Genomic DNA, 18,126 nt, shown 5'->3' with positions numbered 1-18,126 from the left:
CAGGGCCGGGCGACATCCGCGATTGGAAGGTTCAGCTCAGACATGCGCTCCACCATCTCCGGCTATACGCGTCTCCCGAAGATTCACAAGTTCTCCGTCGCCGGCCTTGCCGCGACCGGTGCCGCCGTCGTCGCGGTCGCCGTCGCCCCGCACGCTTTCGCCGCCGGCACCGCTCACGCTCCGGCTTCCGCTGCCGCGGTGAAGCCGGTGGCCTGGAGCGCCGATGCTTTCGGTGAGACGCAGCAGGACGCGCTGGAGCAGCACACCACCGCCGCGGTCACGGCCGCCAAGGCCGACGCCGGCAAGGTGAGCGCTGACAAGGAGCGTGCTGAGAAGCAGGCCGCCAACCGTTCCACCGAGCGCAAGGCCCTTGAGGCCAAGCCCGCCGCTCCGGCGAAGAAGACGTACGCCAATAACGTCGACGGCTGGATCAATGAGGCCCTGGACATTCTGCGGGCCAAGGGCATTCCGGCCTCCTATGACGGCATCAAGAAGAATCTGATGCGTGAGTCGGCCGGTAACCCGCGGGCGATCAATGACTGGGACGTCAACGCCGTGAACGGTGTCCCGTCGAAGGGTCTGCTCCAGGTGATCGACCCGACGTTCAAGGCGTACCACGTCGAGGGCACGTCCTGGGACATCTACGACCCGGTCGCCAACATCACCGCCGCCTGTAACTACGCGGCCGACAAGTACGGCTCGATGGACAACGTCAACTCCGCGTACTGATCCGGAGCCGGCAGCAGACGGCTGACGGCAGACAGCTGATCACCCCCGTGAGGGCGGTGGCACCCTTGAGAAAGGGCGCCACCGCCCTCACGCATGTGCGAGGAGGCATGGACGGCTCCGGAAGTGGCAAGCGGTGGATAGACGACCGATGAATACCGGAGGCACGAGATGTTAAGGAACAGCCTGCCCCTGAAGGCAGCCGCCTCGGCCGCGGCGATAGCGGCGGTGGCCGCCCTCGGCACCGCGGGCACCGCCTCGGCCGCCCCGCCGGCCGCCGGAAAGACGCCGACCTGCGACGTCTCCGGCCTCAAGGCCTCGCTGACGGACAAGGGCGGTCACCAGAACGGCATGTCCCACGAGGGGACCGTGCTGGTGCTGACGAACACGTCCGCCCGCACGTGCGCCCTGCGCGGCTACCCCGGCCTGCAACTGGAGGACGCCCAGCACAAGGCCGTCACGACGAACACCACGTGGGGGAGCACCTACTTCATCCCCGACCCCGGCAAGAGCACGCTCCTCCTCCGCCCCGGCGCTTCCGCGGAGGCCGCGCTGGCGTGGGCGCACGCCGATGCCCCGCGCATGGTGCAGGCCGGCTACCTGCGGGTCACGCCGCCCGCCTCCCGCGGCTTCCTCACGGTCCCGTTCGACAGGATCGTGACCAACGGGGATCTGTCCGTCACCGCCTTCGCGCGCAGCATTGACGTTTCCTGACAGCGGAGCCTGACCCCGGGCGCTCCCTGTTGCCGTAGATCTGCCGGCCCGTAGATCTGCCCAGCGGTAGGCCTGCTCAGCCGTAGGTCTGCCGTCTCGTAGAGATCCGCCGGCCCGCAAAGCCGCCGCCTCGCGGCCCGCCGGCCCGGCGTCAGGCCGAAAGGGCACTCGTTCGGCCTAACGCGCGGTGCGCCGTCCGGGGTAAGTGACTGGTGATACCCCACGGGTATCGGCGGCGTCCCGGATCCGCGATGCTCGCTTTCGCGAGCACCCGGCCCGGCGTACGGCAACAGGGGGCGAGATGAGCACACCCGCATCGATCCGCATTCTGCGCAGCACCGATCTGATGGACCTCTCCTTCGGCTTTCCCGGGCTGCGGCTCGACGACACGGCGGGCAGGCGGCGCCTGGTCCGCGCGGATCCGCAACGGGACGGCCTGCTGGTCGTCACCTTCGGGCCGCAGCACGTGGTGGAACACGCATTCAACGACCAAGTGCCGGGCGAATCCCGGGACCTGCCGGTGGACTCCCGGATCAGCGGCCGCAGCGTGCTGGTCTTCGAGGTCGGCCCGCAGGAGGCGATCGACTACACCGAGGACGGGCTGCTCGCCGCCATGGGCCGACTGCCCCTGCGCGTCGTCGACGCGGCCCGGGAGCCCGAACGGCAGCCCCTCACCGTGACCGTCCGGCCCGCCGGCGCGGAGGGGACGCCCGGTGCGGACGGCAACGGCCGGGAGTCCACGGCCAGGACCCTCGCGCTCGTACGCCTGCTGCGCACCACCGCCGAACTCACGGCGCGCTACGGCCTCCGGCCCACCCTCGAAGCGGCCGCCGCGGCAGGAGCGGTGATCGAGCCGTCCGGTGCCGGTGCCGGTGCCGGTGCCGAAGACGATGCCGATGCAGATGCCGAAGACGATGCCGGTTCAGAGGTGGCGGCGGCCGGCCCCCAGGACCCGCTCGCCGACCCCGACCACCCCGCCACGGGCATTGAACTGCCCTACCGGCTCTACCTCTCGCCCTCCCAGAAGGGCCGCTGGATCCACCGCGGGGCGGTTCCCGAGCCCGGGCCGGGCGAGCGCGTCGAACTGTGGCACACCAGGCTGGACGGCACCGGAGTGCGCGCCCTGTGGGACAGGGAGGGCGGCCGGGGGCCCGGCCCCGTCGAACCCCCGCCCTTCCGGCAGGCGCTCCTGCCCGAGGACCGGCACGACATCGTCGACCTCACCTCGAACGCCGGTCTCCGCAAGCCCGGCGGGCAGCCCTACGTCCCGAAGCCCGTCGACGTGAGCGTGCTGATGCTCTCGGCCGTCGGCGGCTGGCTGGACAGCCTCGGGACCTGGCCCGAGCGCCCCGCCGGCATCTCGCTCTCGGAGTGGCGCAACCGCACGTCGATGGGCCGGGACCACTACGTCCGGGTCATGCGCGAGGGATTCCTGTGCCCCTTCGGGCACAAGGCGGTCCTCGTCACGGTCACCGAGCGGAAATTCAGCGATCCCCGCGCCGCCTATCTCAACCAGCGGGAATTCGTCGTGGTCCGCGAGCCCTTGCGTACGTACGACCCTTCGGTTCCCCTCCCGGGCAGTGCCGATCCGGGCAGCCCGCTGACGAACATGCTGTTCCCGTTCCGCAGCGTCCGCATCGACACGGTGGTGACGCCGGACATCGTCCCGCCCGCCGACCGGAAGAAGTTCTTTCCCGCGACACGGACCGAGGATCCGTTCCGGTTCGCGGTCACCGCGGTGGACCACAGCGGGCGCATCGTGGAATTCCGTACGCCCCTGCAATTTCTCGACGAGGCCAAGGCGTCCGGCGGCGAACTCGCCCGCGCTGTCGACGAGTACAACGCCCTGGACAGCAACCCGCCCAAGCCCACCACCCCCGCCGCGGCCGTCGAAGTCCCCACCCTCACCGGCGCAGACCTGCTCGGGCAGACCGTGGCGCTCGCGCCCACACAACTGGCCGACGACACCAGCCTCGACGTGGCACAGATGGTGTGGGGCATGGCGGCCCCGCCCGCCCTCGCCGACCCGGCACCCGGCGATCCGGCCCGCTCGAAGAACGCCCAGTTCCTCCCGCAGCTGCGCTGGGCCCACGCCACCGTGCCCGCCGTCAAGGCACTCGCCGGCGGGGACGCCACCGTGCCCGTCGCCTACGCCAATCGCTACGCCCTTTCCGGCTTCTCGCAGGCCGCCGACCCCGTCCGCCTGCCCAACAAGGGCCAGGTCTTCCTCAGCCTGCTCACGCCCACCGGCAATCCGCTCACGATGGACTTCCAGCAGCAGAGCGACCGCTCGGGCGGGCTCTCGGCGCCCAGCATCGCCGTGGCCGGGCTGTCGCGCCTGACCGGACCCGTCTCCGGCGTCGTGGACGAGCACCACGCGGACCCTCTGGACCTCATCGCCAACGGCACCTTCCAGCCGGACAAATACTTCCGGCCGCTGGACCTCCTCGACAAGATCGGCCCCAGGCTGCTGGGCCTGATCCCGCTCGCCCAGGTGATCAAGCTGGTGGACGGGCTGGACAAGCCCCTGAAGGTGCCGAACTTCTTCACCGAGACCATCACCGCCGTCACCGGCTTCCTCTCCGATCTGCAACGCGTCCGCGACCTGCTCACCCATGAGATCGACCGCTACCCGGCCGCCGCGCGCCGCGTCGCCGACACCGCGGAGGTGTTCGTCAGGACCGTCGGCGACTTCATCGCGCAGCGGCTCCCCGGCCGCACCGCGCCCCCCACCACTTCGATGCAGGACGTCGACAACGCCTTCAACGCCTTCAGCGCCGCCCTGACCGACCTCCTGAACGCCCTGCCCGCCGACGCCGACCCCGGGGTCCGGGCCCTGCTGGCCCGCGTACGGCAGCAGATCGCGACGTGGACCACCGGCGCAGGCCAGGCGATCGCGCTCCGCGAGGCCGTCCAGCGGGCGGCCCAGGGCGCCAAGCTGCCCGAAACCGTCAACGCCCGCCTGGAGTGGAACCCCGAGATCCAGCAGTACCCGGCGAGCGACCCCGTGTTCGTGCCCGAGCCCGGCGGCCGCTTCTCGATCGTCGTCGACGTCCGCGGATCCCTGCGCTCCGACCTGACCGTGGGCGCGGACATCACGTGCAGCCTGGAGAAGTTCAGCCTGCTGCTGATCCCGCCGCCGTTCCGGGTCCTCAAACTCACCTTCAAACACGTCCGCTTCAGCATGCGCGCCGGCAAGAAGCCCGACATCGACGTCGTCCTCGACAGCATCGACTTCATCGGGCCCCTCTCCTTCGTGCAGACCCTGCGCCGGCTCATCCCGGTCGACGGCTTCAGCGACCCGCCGGGCATCCAGGTCACCCCCTCGGGCATCACCGCCCGCTACGCCCTGCCGCTGCCCAACCTCGCCATCGGCGTGTTCAGCCTGGAGAACCTGCGCCTGGGCGCCTACCTCGACCTGCCGTTCATCGGCCGCACGGTCGAGATCGGCTTCTTCTTCTGCACCCGCCAGGCACCCTTCCGGCTCACCGTCTCCCTCCTCGGCGGCGGGGGCTTCTTCGGCATCGTGCTGACCCCGGAGCGGGTGGCCGTGCTGGAGGGCGCCCTGGAGTTCGGCGCCGCGCTGTCGATGAACTTCGGCGTCGCGAGCGGCAGCCTGTCGGTGATGGCGGGCATCTACTTCCGCCTGGAGCTCGGCACGGGCGAATCCCGGCTGACGGGCTACTTCAGGGCCCGGGGCGAGGTCGACATCCTCGGCATCGTCTCCGCCTCCATCGAGATCTGCCTGGAGCTCACCTTCGAGCCGCCGAACACGGTCTCCGGACGCGCCCGGATCTCCGTCAGCGTCCACATCGGCTTCTGGTCGCAGTCCGTCACGATCGAGTGCGAGAAGCGGTTCGTGGGCTCCGGGAGCTCCCTGGCCCCGCTGACCGCGGCGAGCGCGGCGAGCGCCGAGGCGGCCGGCGCCGGCCGGCCCGTCACCTTCGCCGAAATGATGGCGCCCTACACCGACCCGGTCACCGGCGCCCGGCGCGACCCCGTCGCCGAGTACTGCACCGCCTTCGCGGAAGTGAGCTGACCCATGCCCGAGACGATCCGGTGGACCGTACTGCCCGACGGGACGGCGCCCGGCGGAAAGCTCCGGCTGACCGTCCTCGTGAGCCCGCGCCTGACCGGAGCCGACACCCTCAAGTCCTTCCCCGGCTTCAAGGACGACTGGCCGAAGACCCTGCGCGACTACGCGGCCGCCCTCCAAGTGGAGTTCCGGAGCCCCGGCGGCACCACCGTGTCCGTGCCCACCCAGCCGCAGACCGACCGCTTCCCGCCCGCCGACAGCGCCCTGTGGCCGCAGCTGTTCGGCCCCGACACGAAGGTGAGCCCGCCCCCCGGCGCCCTCGCCGCAGCCCCCACCGGGCCGCCCACCCTGCGCTCGTTCCCCAGCAGGGCCGTCCACGAGCAGATCACGTCGCTGTACGAGGCGGCGGCGACCGCCACGGCCCACCGCCGGGCGTTCCCCGGCACCGGCGGCGATCCGCAGCTCGGAGCGGCCGCCGCTGCTGGGGACGGAGCCGGTGACGCTCCGGGCGCCGAGGCTCCGGGGAGCTGGGACCATCCGCGGACACAGGACCTCACGGGCAACCTCACCCGGACCGTCCGGGCCTTCTCCAGCGACGTCGCCACCCTCTACAGCCGGCTCGACCGGCTGATCCAGGAGCCGCCCGGCGGCGGAGGCCCGCACGCCGCCGCGCCCCCCGACCCGTTCAGGCCGCTGTGCATCGACCGCACCGGGCCGGAGTACAAGAACGACCGCGACCTGCTCGCCCTCGCCGAGACGTACCGCTTCTACGACCGCGCGACCCCCGCGAAGCCCCCCGTACCACCGGCCCGGCAGGCCGGCGACACCGCTCCCGCCGCGCCGCCCCCTCCGCCTCCACCGGCCCCTCCGCCCACGTCGCCCGACCTCGACTTCCACGCGGCCTGCGCCCTCCTCGCCGACTACCCGGAGCTCCTGCGCCGCTTCGGCCTGGCCCTCGACCTCCTGGTCACGCCCCCGCCCGGGCTCGCCGACCAGTGGCAGGCCCGGGTCTCCTTCACCGCCGCGCACGAGGAGCTCAACACCGACAAGAAGCTGCGCCCGTGGACCGTCCTGCGCCACGCGGAGGGCCGGCGCTTCGAGGCGTACGCGGCCGACGACGGGCTCCACGGCCACCGGATGCTCAAGCTGGGCGCCGACGAGGTCCACACCCTCGACCTCGACGTCGACGGCGCCGCGATGAAGTACGTGGAGTTCTCCCGCATCGTCGACCAGGTGCTCACCGGCGTGAGCGAGCCGGGCCACGCCGCCTCCGGCGAGCCCACCGCCCTGCCGGCCCTGCACGGCGCGGGCCTCACCGTCCTCTACGAGGGCCGCGACGCCTCCCTGGCCGACCAGATGGCCGCCGACGCCCATCACACCGCCGGAGTCGGCCCGGACGGCCAGCCGGTCGAAGCCGCCGTCCTCGACGCCTCCCACCTCGTCCGCGGCTATCGCGTGGACGTCGGCGTCGTCGACACCGCCACGGGCCGCGTCACCACCTGGTATCCGCTCTGCGCCCGCACCGGCGACTACGCCCTCAGACCGCCAGGCAAGCCCGCCGTCCCCATCGCGGCCGCCCCCGACGAAGGCAGCGTCAAGGCCACCGCCGTCACCGGCGACAAGACCGGCGCCAACCAGCTCTTCGTCCACCAGGCCCTGTTCGGCTGGCACGGCTGGAGCCTGGCCGCGCCGCCGCCCGGCCGGACGATCGGCGCCGACAACGAACCCCAGGTGCCCAACCCGGAGGTGTCGGCCGCATTCCCGCTGGACGCCACGTTCCGGCCGACCGCCGGCACCTTGCCCGCCCTGCGCTACCGCCGCACCTACCGGCTGCGCGCCCGGCTCGTCGACCTCGCCGGCAACAGCCTCGCCCCCGGGGCCCCTGCCGTCGAGGGCACCGCGACCGACCCCGTCACCTACGCGCGGTGGGAGCCCGTACCGCCGCCCGTGATCGTCCCGAAGTGGCCGTTCCTGGAGGGCGAGTCCGAGCCGCGGCTGGTCATCCGCAGCACCGTCGACGAGCACGGCACGCCCATGTCCCCGCTGGAGTGGTCGACGCGGAGGAACGGCGAAGTCCCCGACCACGGGCCGGGCGACCCCTTCGACGGCCCCGACCGGCGCTACCGCTCCTTCGACGAGCGGCACGTCAGCCCGCCCAAGACCTCCCTGATCATGGCCGAGCAGCACGGGCAGTACGACGGCGTCTTCGGCCCCGGAAAATCCGCGGACGTGCGCAGCGAGTACTTCGTCGCGGCTTCCCGCGAGGCCGGCACGTACCTCGACACGGTCGTCCGCCTCGCCGAGAACCCGCGCATCGCCCGCGACCTGAAGGCCGCCCACGCCATCCACGTCGTCAAGCACAACCCGCACGACACCTCGGCCCTCACCGAGCTCCCCGTGGCCCGCGGCGCCGGCCTCAAACAGGGCGAGTACGTCATCCACAGCGCCGATCAGCTGCTCCTGCCCTACCTGCCCGACGTCCTTGCGCGCGGCGTCTCCTTGCGCGGGCTGCCGGGCGCCCGCCCCAACGAGACGTACGCGTTCACCGGGCCCTGGCCGCAGGCGCGTCCGCTGCGGCTGAGGATCGAGGAGGGCGACGGCCCGCCGTCCCAGGGGGCGGGCGGCGTCGTGACCGTCTTCCTGCCCAAGGGCGAGACCGCGACCGTCCGCATGAGCTGCCGGGTCGACGCCGCCGACCTCGACCTCTTCCGCGCCTGGCGGATCCTGACCGGCTCGGCCCTGTGGAACGACCCCGCGCGGCTGCCGCAGCCGCAGAAGGACGAGCTGACGGCCGCGGCCGCCGCCGGCGAGAACTGGATGATCACCCCGTGGGTGGAGGTCACCCTCGTCCACGCCGTGGAACGGCCGCTGGAAGCCCCGGTGCTGGGAGACCTGACGTTCTCCCGGGAGGCCGGCCGGACCTTCGCCGCGCTCTCCGGCTCCCTGCGCACCCACGCCAAGAGCACCGGCCGGGTCGACCTCGACGCCACGTGGACGGAGTGGCACGACGACGCCACCGAGCCGGAGCCCCGGCGGATCACCGGGCACGACCACATCGGCGAGATCACGGTGGAGCCGGCCGAGAACGACATCAGACTCGGCGACTTCCGGCACGGCGAGATCCGCCACGAGTTCCGCGACACCCGGCACCGCAACGTCACCTACACCCCGACCGCGACGACCCGCTTCCGGGAGTACTTCCACCCGGCCATCACCGACCGCACCGAGCTCATCACCAGCCCGGGCCCCGGCAGCACCGGGCCCTCCGGCAACGGCTGGGCCGTGCCCAGCACGCGGCGTCCCGAACCGCCCGTGATCAGCCATCTCGTGCCCACCTTCAGCCGGCAGCGCACCGTCGACCACGCCCTCCACCGCGTCACCCGGGCCCGCCGGCACGCCGGCGTCCGCGTCTACCTCAAGCGCCCCTGGTTCTCCTCCGGCGACGACGAACTCCTCGCCGTCGTCCTCGACCCCGGCAGCAAGCTGCCCGCCGAACTGGTCACCCGCTGCGGCACCGATCCCGTATGGGCCGACGACTCCGTCCTGCCCCGCCTGAAGCCGGCCAACTTCCCGAACGCCGAACGCACCGCCACCGGCGTGCTCGCCGAGCAGGCCGGCGACGCGCCCGTGACCGTCCCGCTGGCTCTCTTCCCGCCCGTGTTCGACCGCCGGCTGGGCCTGTGGTCCTGCGACATCGACGTCGACCTCGGCGACCTCGCCGACAGCCCGGCCTACTTTCCCTACGTGCGCCTGGCCCTCGCCCGCTACCAGCCCTATTCCCTCGACCCCCTGCACATGTCGAAGGTCGCCCTCGCGGAGTTCATCCAGCTGCTGCCCGACCGCACCGTCACCGCCGCCATGGCCGCCACCGGCAACCAGATCCACCTCGAACTGACCGGTCCGGCCGCCCCCAACGCGCTGGGCGCGCTCGCGGGCACGGGCCGGGCCGCGATGGCGGCGAGCCGCCGCGTCGTCGCCACGGTGCAGAAGCGCGGCCGGGGCGCCGGCGACCTCGAATGGGCGGCCGCCGCCCCGGCCGTCGAACTGACCTGCACCGCCCGCGGCACCGGCTTCGCCTGGACCGGCGACCTCACCCCGCCGGCCATCGCCCTGTTCACCGACTACCGGCTCCTGATCGAGGAACACGAGACCTACCTCACCGACCGCGCCACGGCCACCGGCACGGTCACGGCCGGGGGAGCCGATCGGCCGGTGGCGCGGCGGCTCATCCATGCCGACTACTTCGGTCTGACGGTGACGTTGCTCGGCCGGATCGTCTTGGAGGAGTGAGGGGGAGGGCTGGCTGACGGGGTGAGGTGCTCAGCCAGGTCCGGATCGTCTCGGCCGTCGTGGGGGCGTGCTCCTCGTTGATGCTCCAGTGGTCGCCGGGGACGGTCACGGCGACGTGCGGTGACGGCCAGGACGCCGGAGGGAACTCCGGGAGCCGGTCGGCGGCGCGTATCAGCAGCGTGGGAACGTCCGCCGGCTCCGGGTGCCAGCCGCGGGTCATGCGGGTGTAAGCGCCCAGGGCGGCCATGGCCATGTCGTCCACGGCGGTGTCGAACGGCTCGCCCATGCCCAGCGGGAGGCGGGCGAGCATGCCGGACAGCCACGGCTCGGCCTCGTGCTCGGTGGTGACGGGGTAGGTGTCGACGAGGACGAGGCCGGCCGGCGGCCTGCCGGAGGCGGCGAGCCGCGCGGCCACCGCGTGCGCGGGGCAGCCGCCCATCGAATAGCCGAGGACGGCGTACGGGCTGTCGCCTACGCGCTCGCGCACGGTGGCTGCGTGGAGTTCCACGAAGGTCTGCCAGTCCCGCGGTACGGCCTCCCCTTCGGTGACTCCGGGGTGCCGGACCTCGACGACCTCGCGCTCGCCCGCGAAGCAGGAGGCCAGCGCGCCGTACCAGGGTGCGCCGAAGGTGGGGGAGAAGCCCGGGAAGCACACCAGCAGCGGACTGCCGCTGCCTTCCGCCAGTTCGAGCGGAGCGAGCGCGTGCCGCGCAGCGGCGGTGCGATCGAAGGCGGGGAGGGCGAGCGACGCGGTCATCAGCAGGCGCATCGCCGCGACGGCGTCGCCGGTCTCGCACACCCGCCGGTAGAGGGAGGCGAGGGTCTGCGGCGGGCGCGCGGCCGTCTGCTGCGGGCGCGGTGCGGCAGGCGGTGCGGCTTGGGGCGCGGCAGCGGTCCCTTCCGGTAGGGCCGGGGCGAGTTCCTCGTACAAACGGCCGGCCAGCTCCGCCGTGCTGGGGTGATCGAACGTGATGGTCGCGGGCAGCGGCAGGCCGGTCAGCATGCCGAGCCGGTTGCGCAGCAGTACCCCCGTCAGTGAGTCGAAACCCAGCTCGGCGAAGGCCCGTCCGGCAGCCACGGCCGACGCCTCCGGATGCCCGAGTACGGCGGCGACCTCCGCCCGGACCAGCTCCAGCAGGGCGGGGGCCCGTCCGGGCACGGGCAGCGCCGCGAGCCGTTCGCGCCACGCGCCGGGTGTCTCCGCAGGGCCGTCGTCCATCGTTCCGCTCGCGGACTGCGCGGCGACGGGGCGGGCCGCGCGCAGCAGCCCACGCAGCGGCGGTGGGACGGAGGCCTGCCCGGAACGGTTCAGCAGGAGCGGCGCGAGCACCGGCTCGCCGCTGCCCAGCGCGGCGTCGAACAGCGCCAGCCCTTGCGCGGGGGACACCGCGTCCAGCACGCCGCGGTTTTGCTGGGCTTCGGGGCGGTTGGTGCGCGCCGCCATGCCTGCCTCGTCCGCCCATGGTCCCCAGACGAGGGAGAGCGCGGGGAGGCCGAGGGCCGCGCGGTGCTGTGCGAGGGCGTCCAGGAAGGCGTTCGCCGCGGCGTAGGCGGCCTGGCCGGGGTTGCCCAGCAGGGCAGCCGCCGAGGAGAACAGGACGAAGTGCGCCGGCGGCAGCTGCCGCGTCAGCTCGTGCAGAAGCCAGGCCGCGTCGGCCTTGGGCCGCAGCACCGCCGCCAGCCGCCCGGGCGTCAGCCCTTCCAGCACCCCGTCGTCCAGGACCCCGGCGGCGTGCACGACGGCGGTCAGCCGGGCGGCGTACGTCCGGACCACGGCCGCCGTCTGGTCGCGGTCGGCGGTGTCGCAGGCGAGGACGTCCACGCGGGCGCCCGCTTCCTCCAGCACGGCTTGCAGCCGCCGTGCGCCCGGAGCCTGGAGGCCGTGGCGGCTGAGGAGCACCAGGTGCCGGACACGGTGCCGGTCGGCCAAGTGCCGCGCGAGGAGCCCGCCGAGGGACCCGGTGCCGCCGGTGATCAGCACGGTGCCGGCACCGAGGGACGCCTGGGCGACGGGCCCCTCGCGGTGTGCCGTCAGGCGGGGAACCTTCACAGCGCCTGCGACGAGGGAGAGCTGCGGCTCACCGGTGGCGAGGGCCGCAGGCAGCAGCCGCAGGGACTCGGCCCGCCCGTCGGTGTCCACGAGCACGACCCGCCCGGGATACTCCCCCTGCGCCGACCGCACCAGCCCCCACACGGCAGCAGCGGCCAGATCCGGCACGGGCGCGGTGGCACCCTGCGTCACGATGACCAGCCGCGCCCCGGGAGCCGCCGGCCCGGACAGCCGATCTTGCAGAAGAGCAAGCGCCCGGGTGGTCAGGCCGTGCGTCTCGGCGACCGGATCATCGCCCTCGGGCGAGACGGAGAGGGAGACGACGACTGTCTCGGGGCCGGCCCCTGACCGGACGGAAGACGAGCCGGGGAAGGCGGAACGGAGATCCAGATCGTCGGGCAGGCCTACGGAGAAGGCTGGTGCGGGAGTGGCGGCGGCTTGCCCGGAGGGGGCTGGCGCAGCCGGGGGCGGGGCTTCCGCACAGGGGGCTGATGCCGTCGCGGCGGGGGTGCCCGCTGTGAGGGCCGGCGCCGCAGCGTCGGGGGCCTGCTCGGCACTTGTGGGGAGCGCGACCCACCGTAGAGCGTAGAGCTCCCCGGACTGGCCCGCGCCCGCGCCCACGGCGGCGGATTCGGCCGGGCTCCGCACCGGCCTCGTGGTCAGTGAGTCCACCCGGGCCACCGGCCGCCCCGCGGGATCCGCGAGGTCCACAGTGACGGTGTCCGGACCGGTGGCGCGGACCCGTACGCGGAGGGCCGTCGCGCCGACGGCGTACACGCTCACGCCCCGCCAGGCGAACGGCATCCGTGCGGGTCCGGCGCCCGGCGCGGCGAGGAGCGTGGCGTGCAACGCGCAGTCCAGCAGGACGGGATGGATGCCGTACCGCCCGGTCTCTTCCCCCGCACCCTCCGGCAGCCGCACCTCCGCGAACACCTCACCGTCCGGCCCCTTCCAGAGGGCCGTGACCCCCTGGAAGGCGGGCCCGTACGCGTAACCGGCACAGGCCAGGCGCGCGTAAGCGGCAGTGAGGTCCACGGGCACAGCGCCCGCGGGCGGCCAGGCACCGACGCCGCTCCCGCGCTGCCCGCCGGGTCGCCCGGCAGCAGGGCCGAGCCGCCCGGTCGCATGGTGCGTCCAGGTGCCCAGCGCACCCGTCTCCTCCGGACGGGAGTGGACGTCGGCGGTACGGCGACCGGACCCGTCCGGCTCGCTCAAAGACACCTGCACCTGGACACGGCCACCGCCACCGCGCAGCGGCAGGGGCAGTGGCAGTGGCAGCGGGGCTAGTTGGGCGAAGTCCTCCAGGACCTCCAGCCCGCACGCGTCCCCGGCATGGAGCGCCATCTCGGCGAACACGGAGGCCGGCACGAGCGCTTGCCCCGCGACGACGTGATCGCCTAGCCACGGCTGGACCGCGGCCGACAACAGACCGGTGCACAACAAGCGTTCCGTGCCGGGCAGACTCGTCGCCTGTGTGAGCACAGGGTGGCCGTGGGCGCCGCCCGAGGCAGGTGAAGGGGCGACGGGGCCGGTCAGCCAGTAGCGCCGCCGCTGGAACGGATACGTCGGCAGCTCCACCCGCCGCGCGCCGCTGTCCGCGTACACCTCCTGCCAGTCCACCGGCAGACCGTGCACGTGCAGCCGCCCGAGCGCTGCCAGGACCGCGTCCGGCTCCCGCGTACCGGATCGCACGGTGGCCGTGAACATCCGCCCCTCACCGGCGAAGGCGCCCGCGGCCGCCGCGGTGAGCTGCGCCCCGGGGCCGACCTCGGCGAACGCGGTCACCCGCTCCTCGTCCACGAGCCGCCGTACGACGTCCCCGAACCGTACGGTCTCGCGGGCGTGACGCACCCAGTACGCCGCGGTGCGCAGATCGTCCCCGGCAGCCGGACGGCCCGTCAGCGCCGACATCACAGGGATGCGCGGCGGCTGGTACGCCGGCCGGGCTGCGACCCGGCCGAACTCGGCGAGCATCGGCCCCACCAGCGGCGAATGGAAGGCGTGACCGGTCCGCAGCCGCGCCGTACGGCGTCCGCGCGCGACGAAGCGGGCCGCGACGGCGAGCACGGCCGTCTCCTCCCCGGAGAGGACGACCGACCGCGGACCGTTCACCGCGGCAATGGCAACGCCTTCGCCCGGCCCGCGGGAGGCCGCCGACGACTCCAATGCCTCCACCGCCTCCTTCTCGGAAGCATCGACCGCCACCATGGCCCCGTTGCCGGGCAGCTCCCGCATCAGCCGACCCCGTGCCGCGACCAGCATCACGGCATCCTCCTCGGACAGGACGCCCGCCGCGTACGCGGCCGCCACCTCCCCGACGGAGTGCCCGGCCAGGACGTCCGGCCGAACGCCCCACGACTCCAGCAGCCGGAACAGCGCCACCTCGAAGGCGAACAGGCCCGCCTGCGCGACATCGGGACGCTCCAGCAGCGCGGCGTCGCTGCTGCCCTCCTCCGCCCACAGCACGGCACGCAGGGGCCGCCCGAAGCCCCCGGCGCGCCCGGCTTCCTGCTCGGCGTCGAACCGTTCGCACAGCACGTCAAAGGCGGCGGCGAAAGCCGGGAACGCAGCATGCAGTTCCCGCCCCATGCCGGGCCGCTGCGCCCCCTGGCCGGTGAACAGCAGCGCCAGCCGCCCCGGGGCCCCCGGCTCTTCCCCGGCGCCGGCCGCGCCGCCCCCGCCGAGCGCGTCCAGCGCGCTCAGCAGCGCCGCGCGGTCACCCGCCGGCACAGCCGCCCGGTGCGCGAGCGCGGCCCGGGTCGTGGCCAGGGAGAACGCGACGTCCAGCGGGCGCAGCCCCGGCCGCTGCCGCAGCAGGGAGGCGGTCCGGCGGGCCTGCGCGCGCAGGGCCTGCGGGCCGGCACCCGACAGCACGAGCGGCGGCACCGCCTTCCACGGCTCCACCTGCTGAGGCTCCGGCCCGGGAAGCTCCGGCCCGGCGGTCTCTTCGACGGCCTCCTCCAGGATGACGTGGGCGTTGGTCCCGCCGATGCCGAACGCCGACACCCCGGCCCGCCGCGGCATCCCGGGCGCGGGCCGCCACTCCTCCTCCCGCACCGGCAGCCGTACGCCGCCCGGCGACCAGTCCACGTGCGGGGACGGCTCCTCGCAGTGCAGGATGCGCGGCAGCCGCCCGTGGCGCATCGCCTGGACGGTCTTGATGACACCGCCGACCCCGGCCGCGGCCTGACTGTGCCCGATGTTGGACTTCAGCGCACCGAGCCACAACGGCCGGTCGCCGGGCCGCCCTTGCCCGTACACGGCCAGCAGAGCCCGCGCCTCCACGGGGTCGCCGAGGGCCGTGCCGGTGCCGTGCGTCTCGACCGTGTCGATGTCGGCCGGAGACAGCCCGGCGTCGGCCAGGGCCCGGCGGATCACCTGCTGCTGCGCCGGACCACTGGGCGCGGTCAGGCCGTTGGAGGCGCCGTCGGATCCGACGGCCGATCCGCGGAGCAGGGCCAGGACCGGGTGGCCGTTGCGCCGTGCGTCGGACAGCCGCTCCAGCAGCACCACGCCCGCGCCTTCGGCCCATGCGGTGCCGTCCGCCGCGGCGGCGAACGGTTTGCACCGGCCGTCCGGCGCCAGGCCGCGCAGCCTGCTGAACGCGACGAACGGCGCCGGCGTGGCCATCACGGTGACACCCCCGGCCACGGCCAGCGCGCACTCGCCGGAGCGCAGCGCCCGCGCGGCCTGGTCCATCGCCACCAGCGACGACGAGCAGGCGGTGTCCAGCGTCACGGCGGGCCCGTGCAGACCCAGGGTGTACGCGATGCGGCCCGAGGCCACGCTGCCGGACGAGCCCAGCGCGAGATGCGCCTCCAGGGCGTGCGGACCGTGGTGCAGCAAGCGGCCCGCGTAGTCGTCGTGCATCACGCCGACGAAGACGCCGGTGTCGCTGCCGCGCAGGCTCGCGGGATCGATGCCCGCCCGTTCACAGAGCTCCCACGTGGTCTCCAGCAGCAGCCGCTGCTGCGGGTCCGTGGCCAGCGCCTCGCGCGGCGACATCCCGAAGAACGCGGCGTCGAAGTCGGCCGCCCGGCGCAGGAAGCCGCCGCGCCGGGTGACGGACGTGCCGGGCCGGTCCGGGTCGGGGGAGTGGAGGGAGCCGAGGTCCCAGTCACGGTCCTCGGGGAAGTCCGAGGTCGCGTCGGCTCCGTCCGCGACCAGCTGCCACAGCTCCTCTGGGGAGGTGACGTCCTCCCCGTCTCCCGGGTACCGGCACGCCATGGCGACGATGGCCACGGGCTCCTGCGAGGGCGTACGCGGCGCCCTGCCGGTGGACGGGGACGCGGATCGTCCCGGCAACGGCCCGCCGGGCAGTGCCGAATTGAGGAACCCGGCCACGGCGGCAGGCGTCGGGTGGTCGAACACCAGGGTGACCGGGAGATCCAGGCCGGTGGCCGCGCCGAGCCGGTCGCGCAGCAGCACGCCCAGGAGCGACGTGAACCCGAAGGCGGTGAAGGGCCGGTGCGCTGCCAGGTCCTGCACGGGAGCTCCGCACGCATCCGCCGTCGCCGCGAGCACGAGACGCAGGACGGCGTCGTACCGCGCGGACGGTGCCAGGTCGCGCAGGCTCCGGCCGAGGGCGGCCGCAGCGTCCTCGCGGGCCGCCACCAGCCGCTCGGCCAGCTCCCGGGCCAGCGCCGGGCGGTCGGTCTTGCCGGTGGCGGTACGGGGCACGGCACCTGTCTCGTACACCTCGTCGGGCACCTTGAAGCCCGACAGCCGCTCCCGGCACTCCGCTCGCAGCCGGCCGGCCTCCACGCCCTCGGGACCGGGGACCACGAACGCGACCGGCACCTCGCCCAGCACATCGTGCGGCCTGCCGACGACGGCCGCGTCGGCGACACCGGCGCAGCCGAGCAACACCTGCTCGACCTCGACCGGGTTGATGTTCTCGCCGCCCCGGATGATCAGTTCCTTGACGCGGCCCGTGACCCGCAGGCCGCCGCGGTCGGTACGGCGCCCCAGGTCCCCCGTACGGAACCAGCTGTCCTTGAACGCCCGGGCGGTGTCCTCCGGGCGGCCGTGGTAGCCGAGCATGAGGTTCGGGCCCCGGACCCAGATCTCCCCTTCCTCCCCGCCGGTCACCTCGCCGCCGCTCACGGGATCGGCCAGCCGCACCTCGACGCCGGGCAGCGGCCTGGCGGAGCCGTCGTCCCGGGGGCCGCCGAGCCGGGCGACCGCGATCTTCCCGCAGGTCTCGGTGCTGCCGTAGCCGTCGAGCAGCGGAGCGCCCAGCAGCAGCTCAGCGTCCGCCCGCAGCGCCGGGGGACAGGGGGCGCCCGCGGTGACGCACAGCCGCAGGCCGGGCCGCGGCCGCCGGCCCTCACGCCCGGCCTCCGCCAGCAGGTGGTAGGTGGCGGGCACGCCGGCCAGGACAGTGAACGCCCCTTCGCCGAGCGCATCCGTAACGCTCGCGCCCCGTTCGAGGAGGTACGCGCCCGCCCCCACGGCGACCACTCCCAGCAGACCCAGGGAGAGCGCGTAGGCGTGGGAGACCGGCAGCGGCCACAGCAGCCGGTCCTGCGGCCCCAGCCCCCACAGTGGCGCGTAGGCCGCCGCCACCGACCAGAGCGCGGCGCGCTGACTGGAGACCACGCCCTTGCTCCGCCCCGTGATACCCGACGTGTAGAGGATCCAGGCGGGCTCATCCAGGCCCAGGTCGTCCCGGGGAGACGCGCCGGGATCCGTCCGCGCGAGCTGCTCGAAGAAGTGCGTGCCCAGAGGCAGTGCGTCAGGGACGACGCCCGTGTCCACGGCCACGGTCAGCGACAGGCCGGAGGCCGTCCGGGCGACCCGGGGGAGCAACGTGTCCTCAGCGATGACCGCGACTGCGCCGCTGTCGCCGAGGAGATGGGCCAGCTCCTCATCCGCCGCCCCGGGATCGAGCAGAACGCCCACTGCCCCCGACCGCAGCACCGCGAGAAGGCCCTCCGCCACCTCGACCCGGTTGCCTAACAGGAGTGCCACCCGGTCTCCGCGCCGCACCCCCAGTCGTACGAGATGACCGGCCAGCCGTGCCGTCCACTCCTCCAGCTCCCGGTACGTCACGCCCCGCCGGGCGTCCTGGAAAGCGGTCCTTCCCCCGGTCCGTGCCGCGTGATCCCGCAGCATGCCGGGCACCGCACGGATCAACTCGCCGCGTACGTCCGCCATCCCCACCCACCTCTTCGGCCACCGGGTCGAACGCCATCACTCGCGCCCGCACACCGTACCGATCTGTCTTGGCCAAGGCCGCCTGAAGGCGGCTCTGCTGTCTGCGGCCGTCACCTTGGGCGAGACCCGTACCAGGAAGCCCACTTGGCCC

Annotated in this window: 5 protein-coding genes; 4 read left to right on the top strand and 1 reads right to left on the bottom strand. The window is 73.8% G+C overall.

Annotated features, from left to right (window positions below; all coding sequences use genetic code 11):
* Window positions 1–42: 42 nt before the first annotated feature.
* The 4 genes from PS271_RS00280 (at window position 43) to PS271_RS00265 (ending at window position 9,766) form a co-directional block, all read left to right on the top strand.
* Window positions 43–729, top strand: coding sequence for a transglycosylase SLT domain-containing protein (locus PS271_RS00280; RefSeq protein WP_398378960.1), 687 nt, complete (start codon window positions 43–45; stop codon window positions 727–729).
* Window positions 730–897: 168 nt separating this feature from the next.
* Window positions 898–1,440: a DUF4232 domain-containing protein gene (locus tag PS271_RS00275; RefSeq protein ID WP_398378958.1), complete on the top strand. Its 543-nt coding sequence runs from the start codon at window positions 898–900 to the stop codon at window positions 1,438–1,440.
* Between the two features lie 301 nt (window positions 1,441–1,741).
* The gene (locus PS271_RS00270) at window positions 1,742–5,479 is read left to right on the top strand and encodes a hypothetical protein (protein WP_398378957.1); all 3,738 of its coding nucleotides are present in this window, start codon (window positions 1,742–1,744) and stop codon (window positions 5,477–5,479) included.
* Window positions 5,480–5,482: 3 nt separating this feature from the next.
* Window positions 5,483–9,766 carry a hypothetical protein gene (locus tag PS271_RS00265; protein WP_398378955.1) on the top strand — a complete coding sequence of 1,428 codons (4,284 nt, stop codon included), beginning with the start codon at window positions 5,483–5,485 and terminating at the stop codon, window positions 9,764–9,766.
* Here the strand turns inward: PS271_RS00265 and PS271_RS00260 are convergent.
* Window positions 9,702–17,975, bottom strand: coding sequence for a type I polyketide synthase (locus tag PS271_RS00260; RefSeq protein ID WP_398378953.1), 8,274 nt, complete (start codon window positions 17,973–17,975; stop codon window positions 9,702–9,704). The two genes, PS271_RS00265 and PS271_RS00260, sit on opposite strands and share 65 nt — an antisense overlap.
* Between the last annotated feature and the right edge of the window lie 151 nt (window positions 17,976–18,126).

Source organism: Streptomyces sp. SCA2-17 (genome assembly GCF_044336695.1).
This window is presented reverse-complemented; position numbering and strand designations above follow the sequence as displayed.

What these genes read in the sequence shown, in the direction of transcription:
- PS271_RS00260 (WP_398378953.1), bottom strand. Translation starts at nt 17,975, where the DNA reads ATGGCGGACGTACGCGGCGAGTTGATCCGTGCGGTGCCCGGCATGCTG.
- PS271_RS00280 (WP_398378960.1), top strand. Translation starts at nt 43, where the DNA reads ATGCGCTCCACCATCTCCGGCTATACGCGTCTCCCGAAGATTCACAAG.
- PS271_RS00275 (WP_398378958.1), top strand. Translation starts at nt 898, where the DNA reads ATGTTAAGGAACAGCCTGCCCCTGAAGGCAGCCGCCTCGGCCGCGGCG.
- PS271_RS00265 (WP_398378955.1), top strand. Translation starts at nt 5,483, where the DNA reads ATGCCCGAGACGATCCGGTGGACCGTACTGCCCGACGGGACGGCGCCC.
- PS271_RS00270 (WP_398378957.1), top strand. Translation starts at nt 1,742, where the DNA reads ATGAGCACACCCGCATCGATCCGCATTCTGCGCAGCACCGATCTGATG.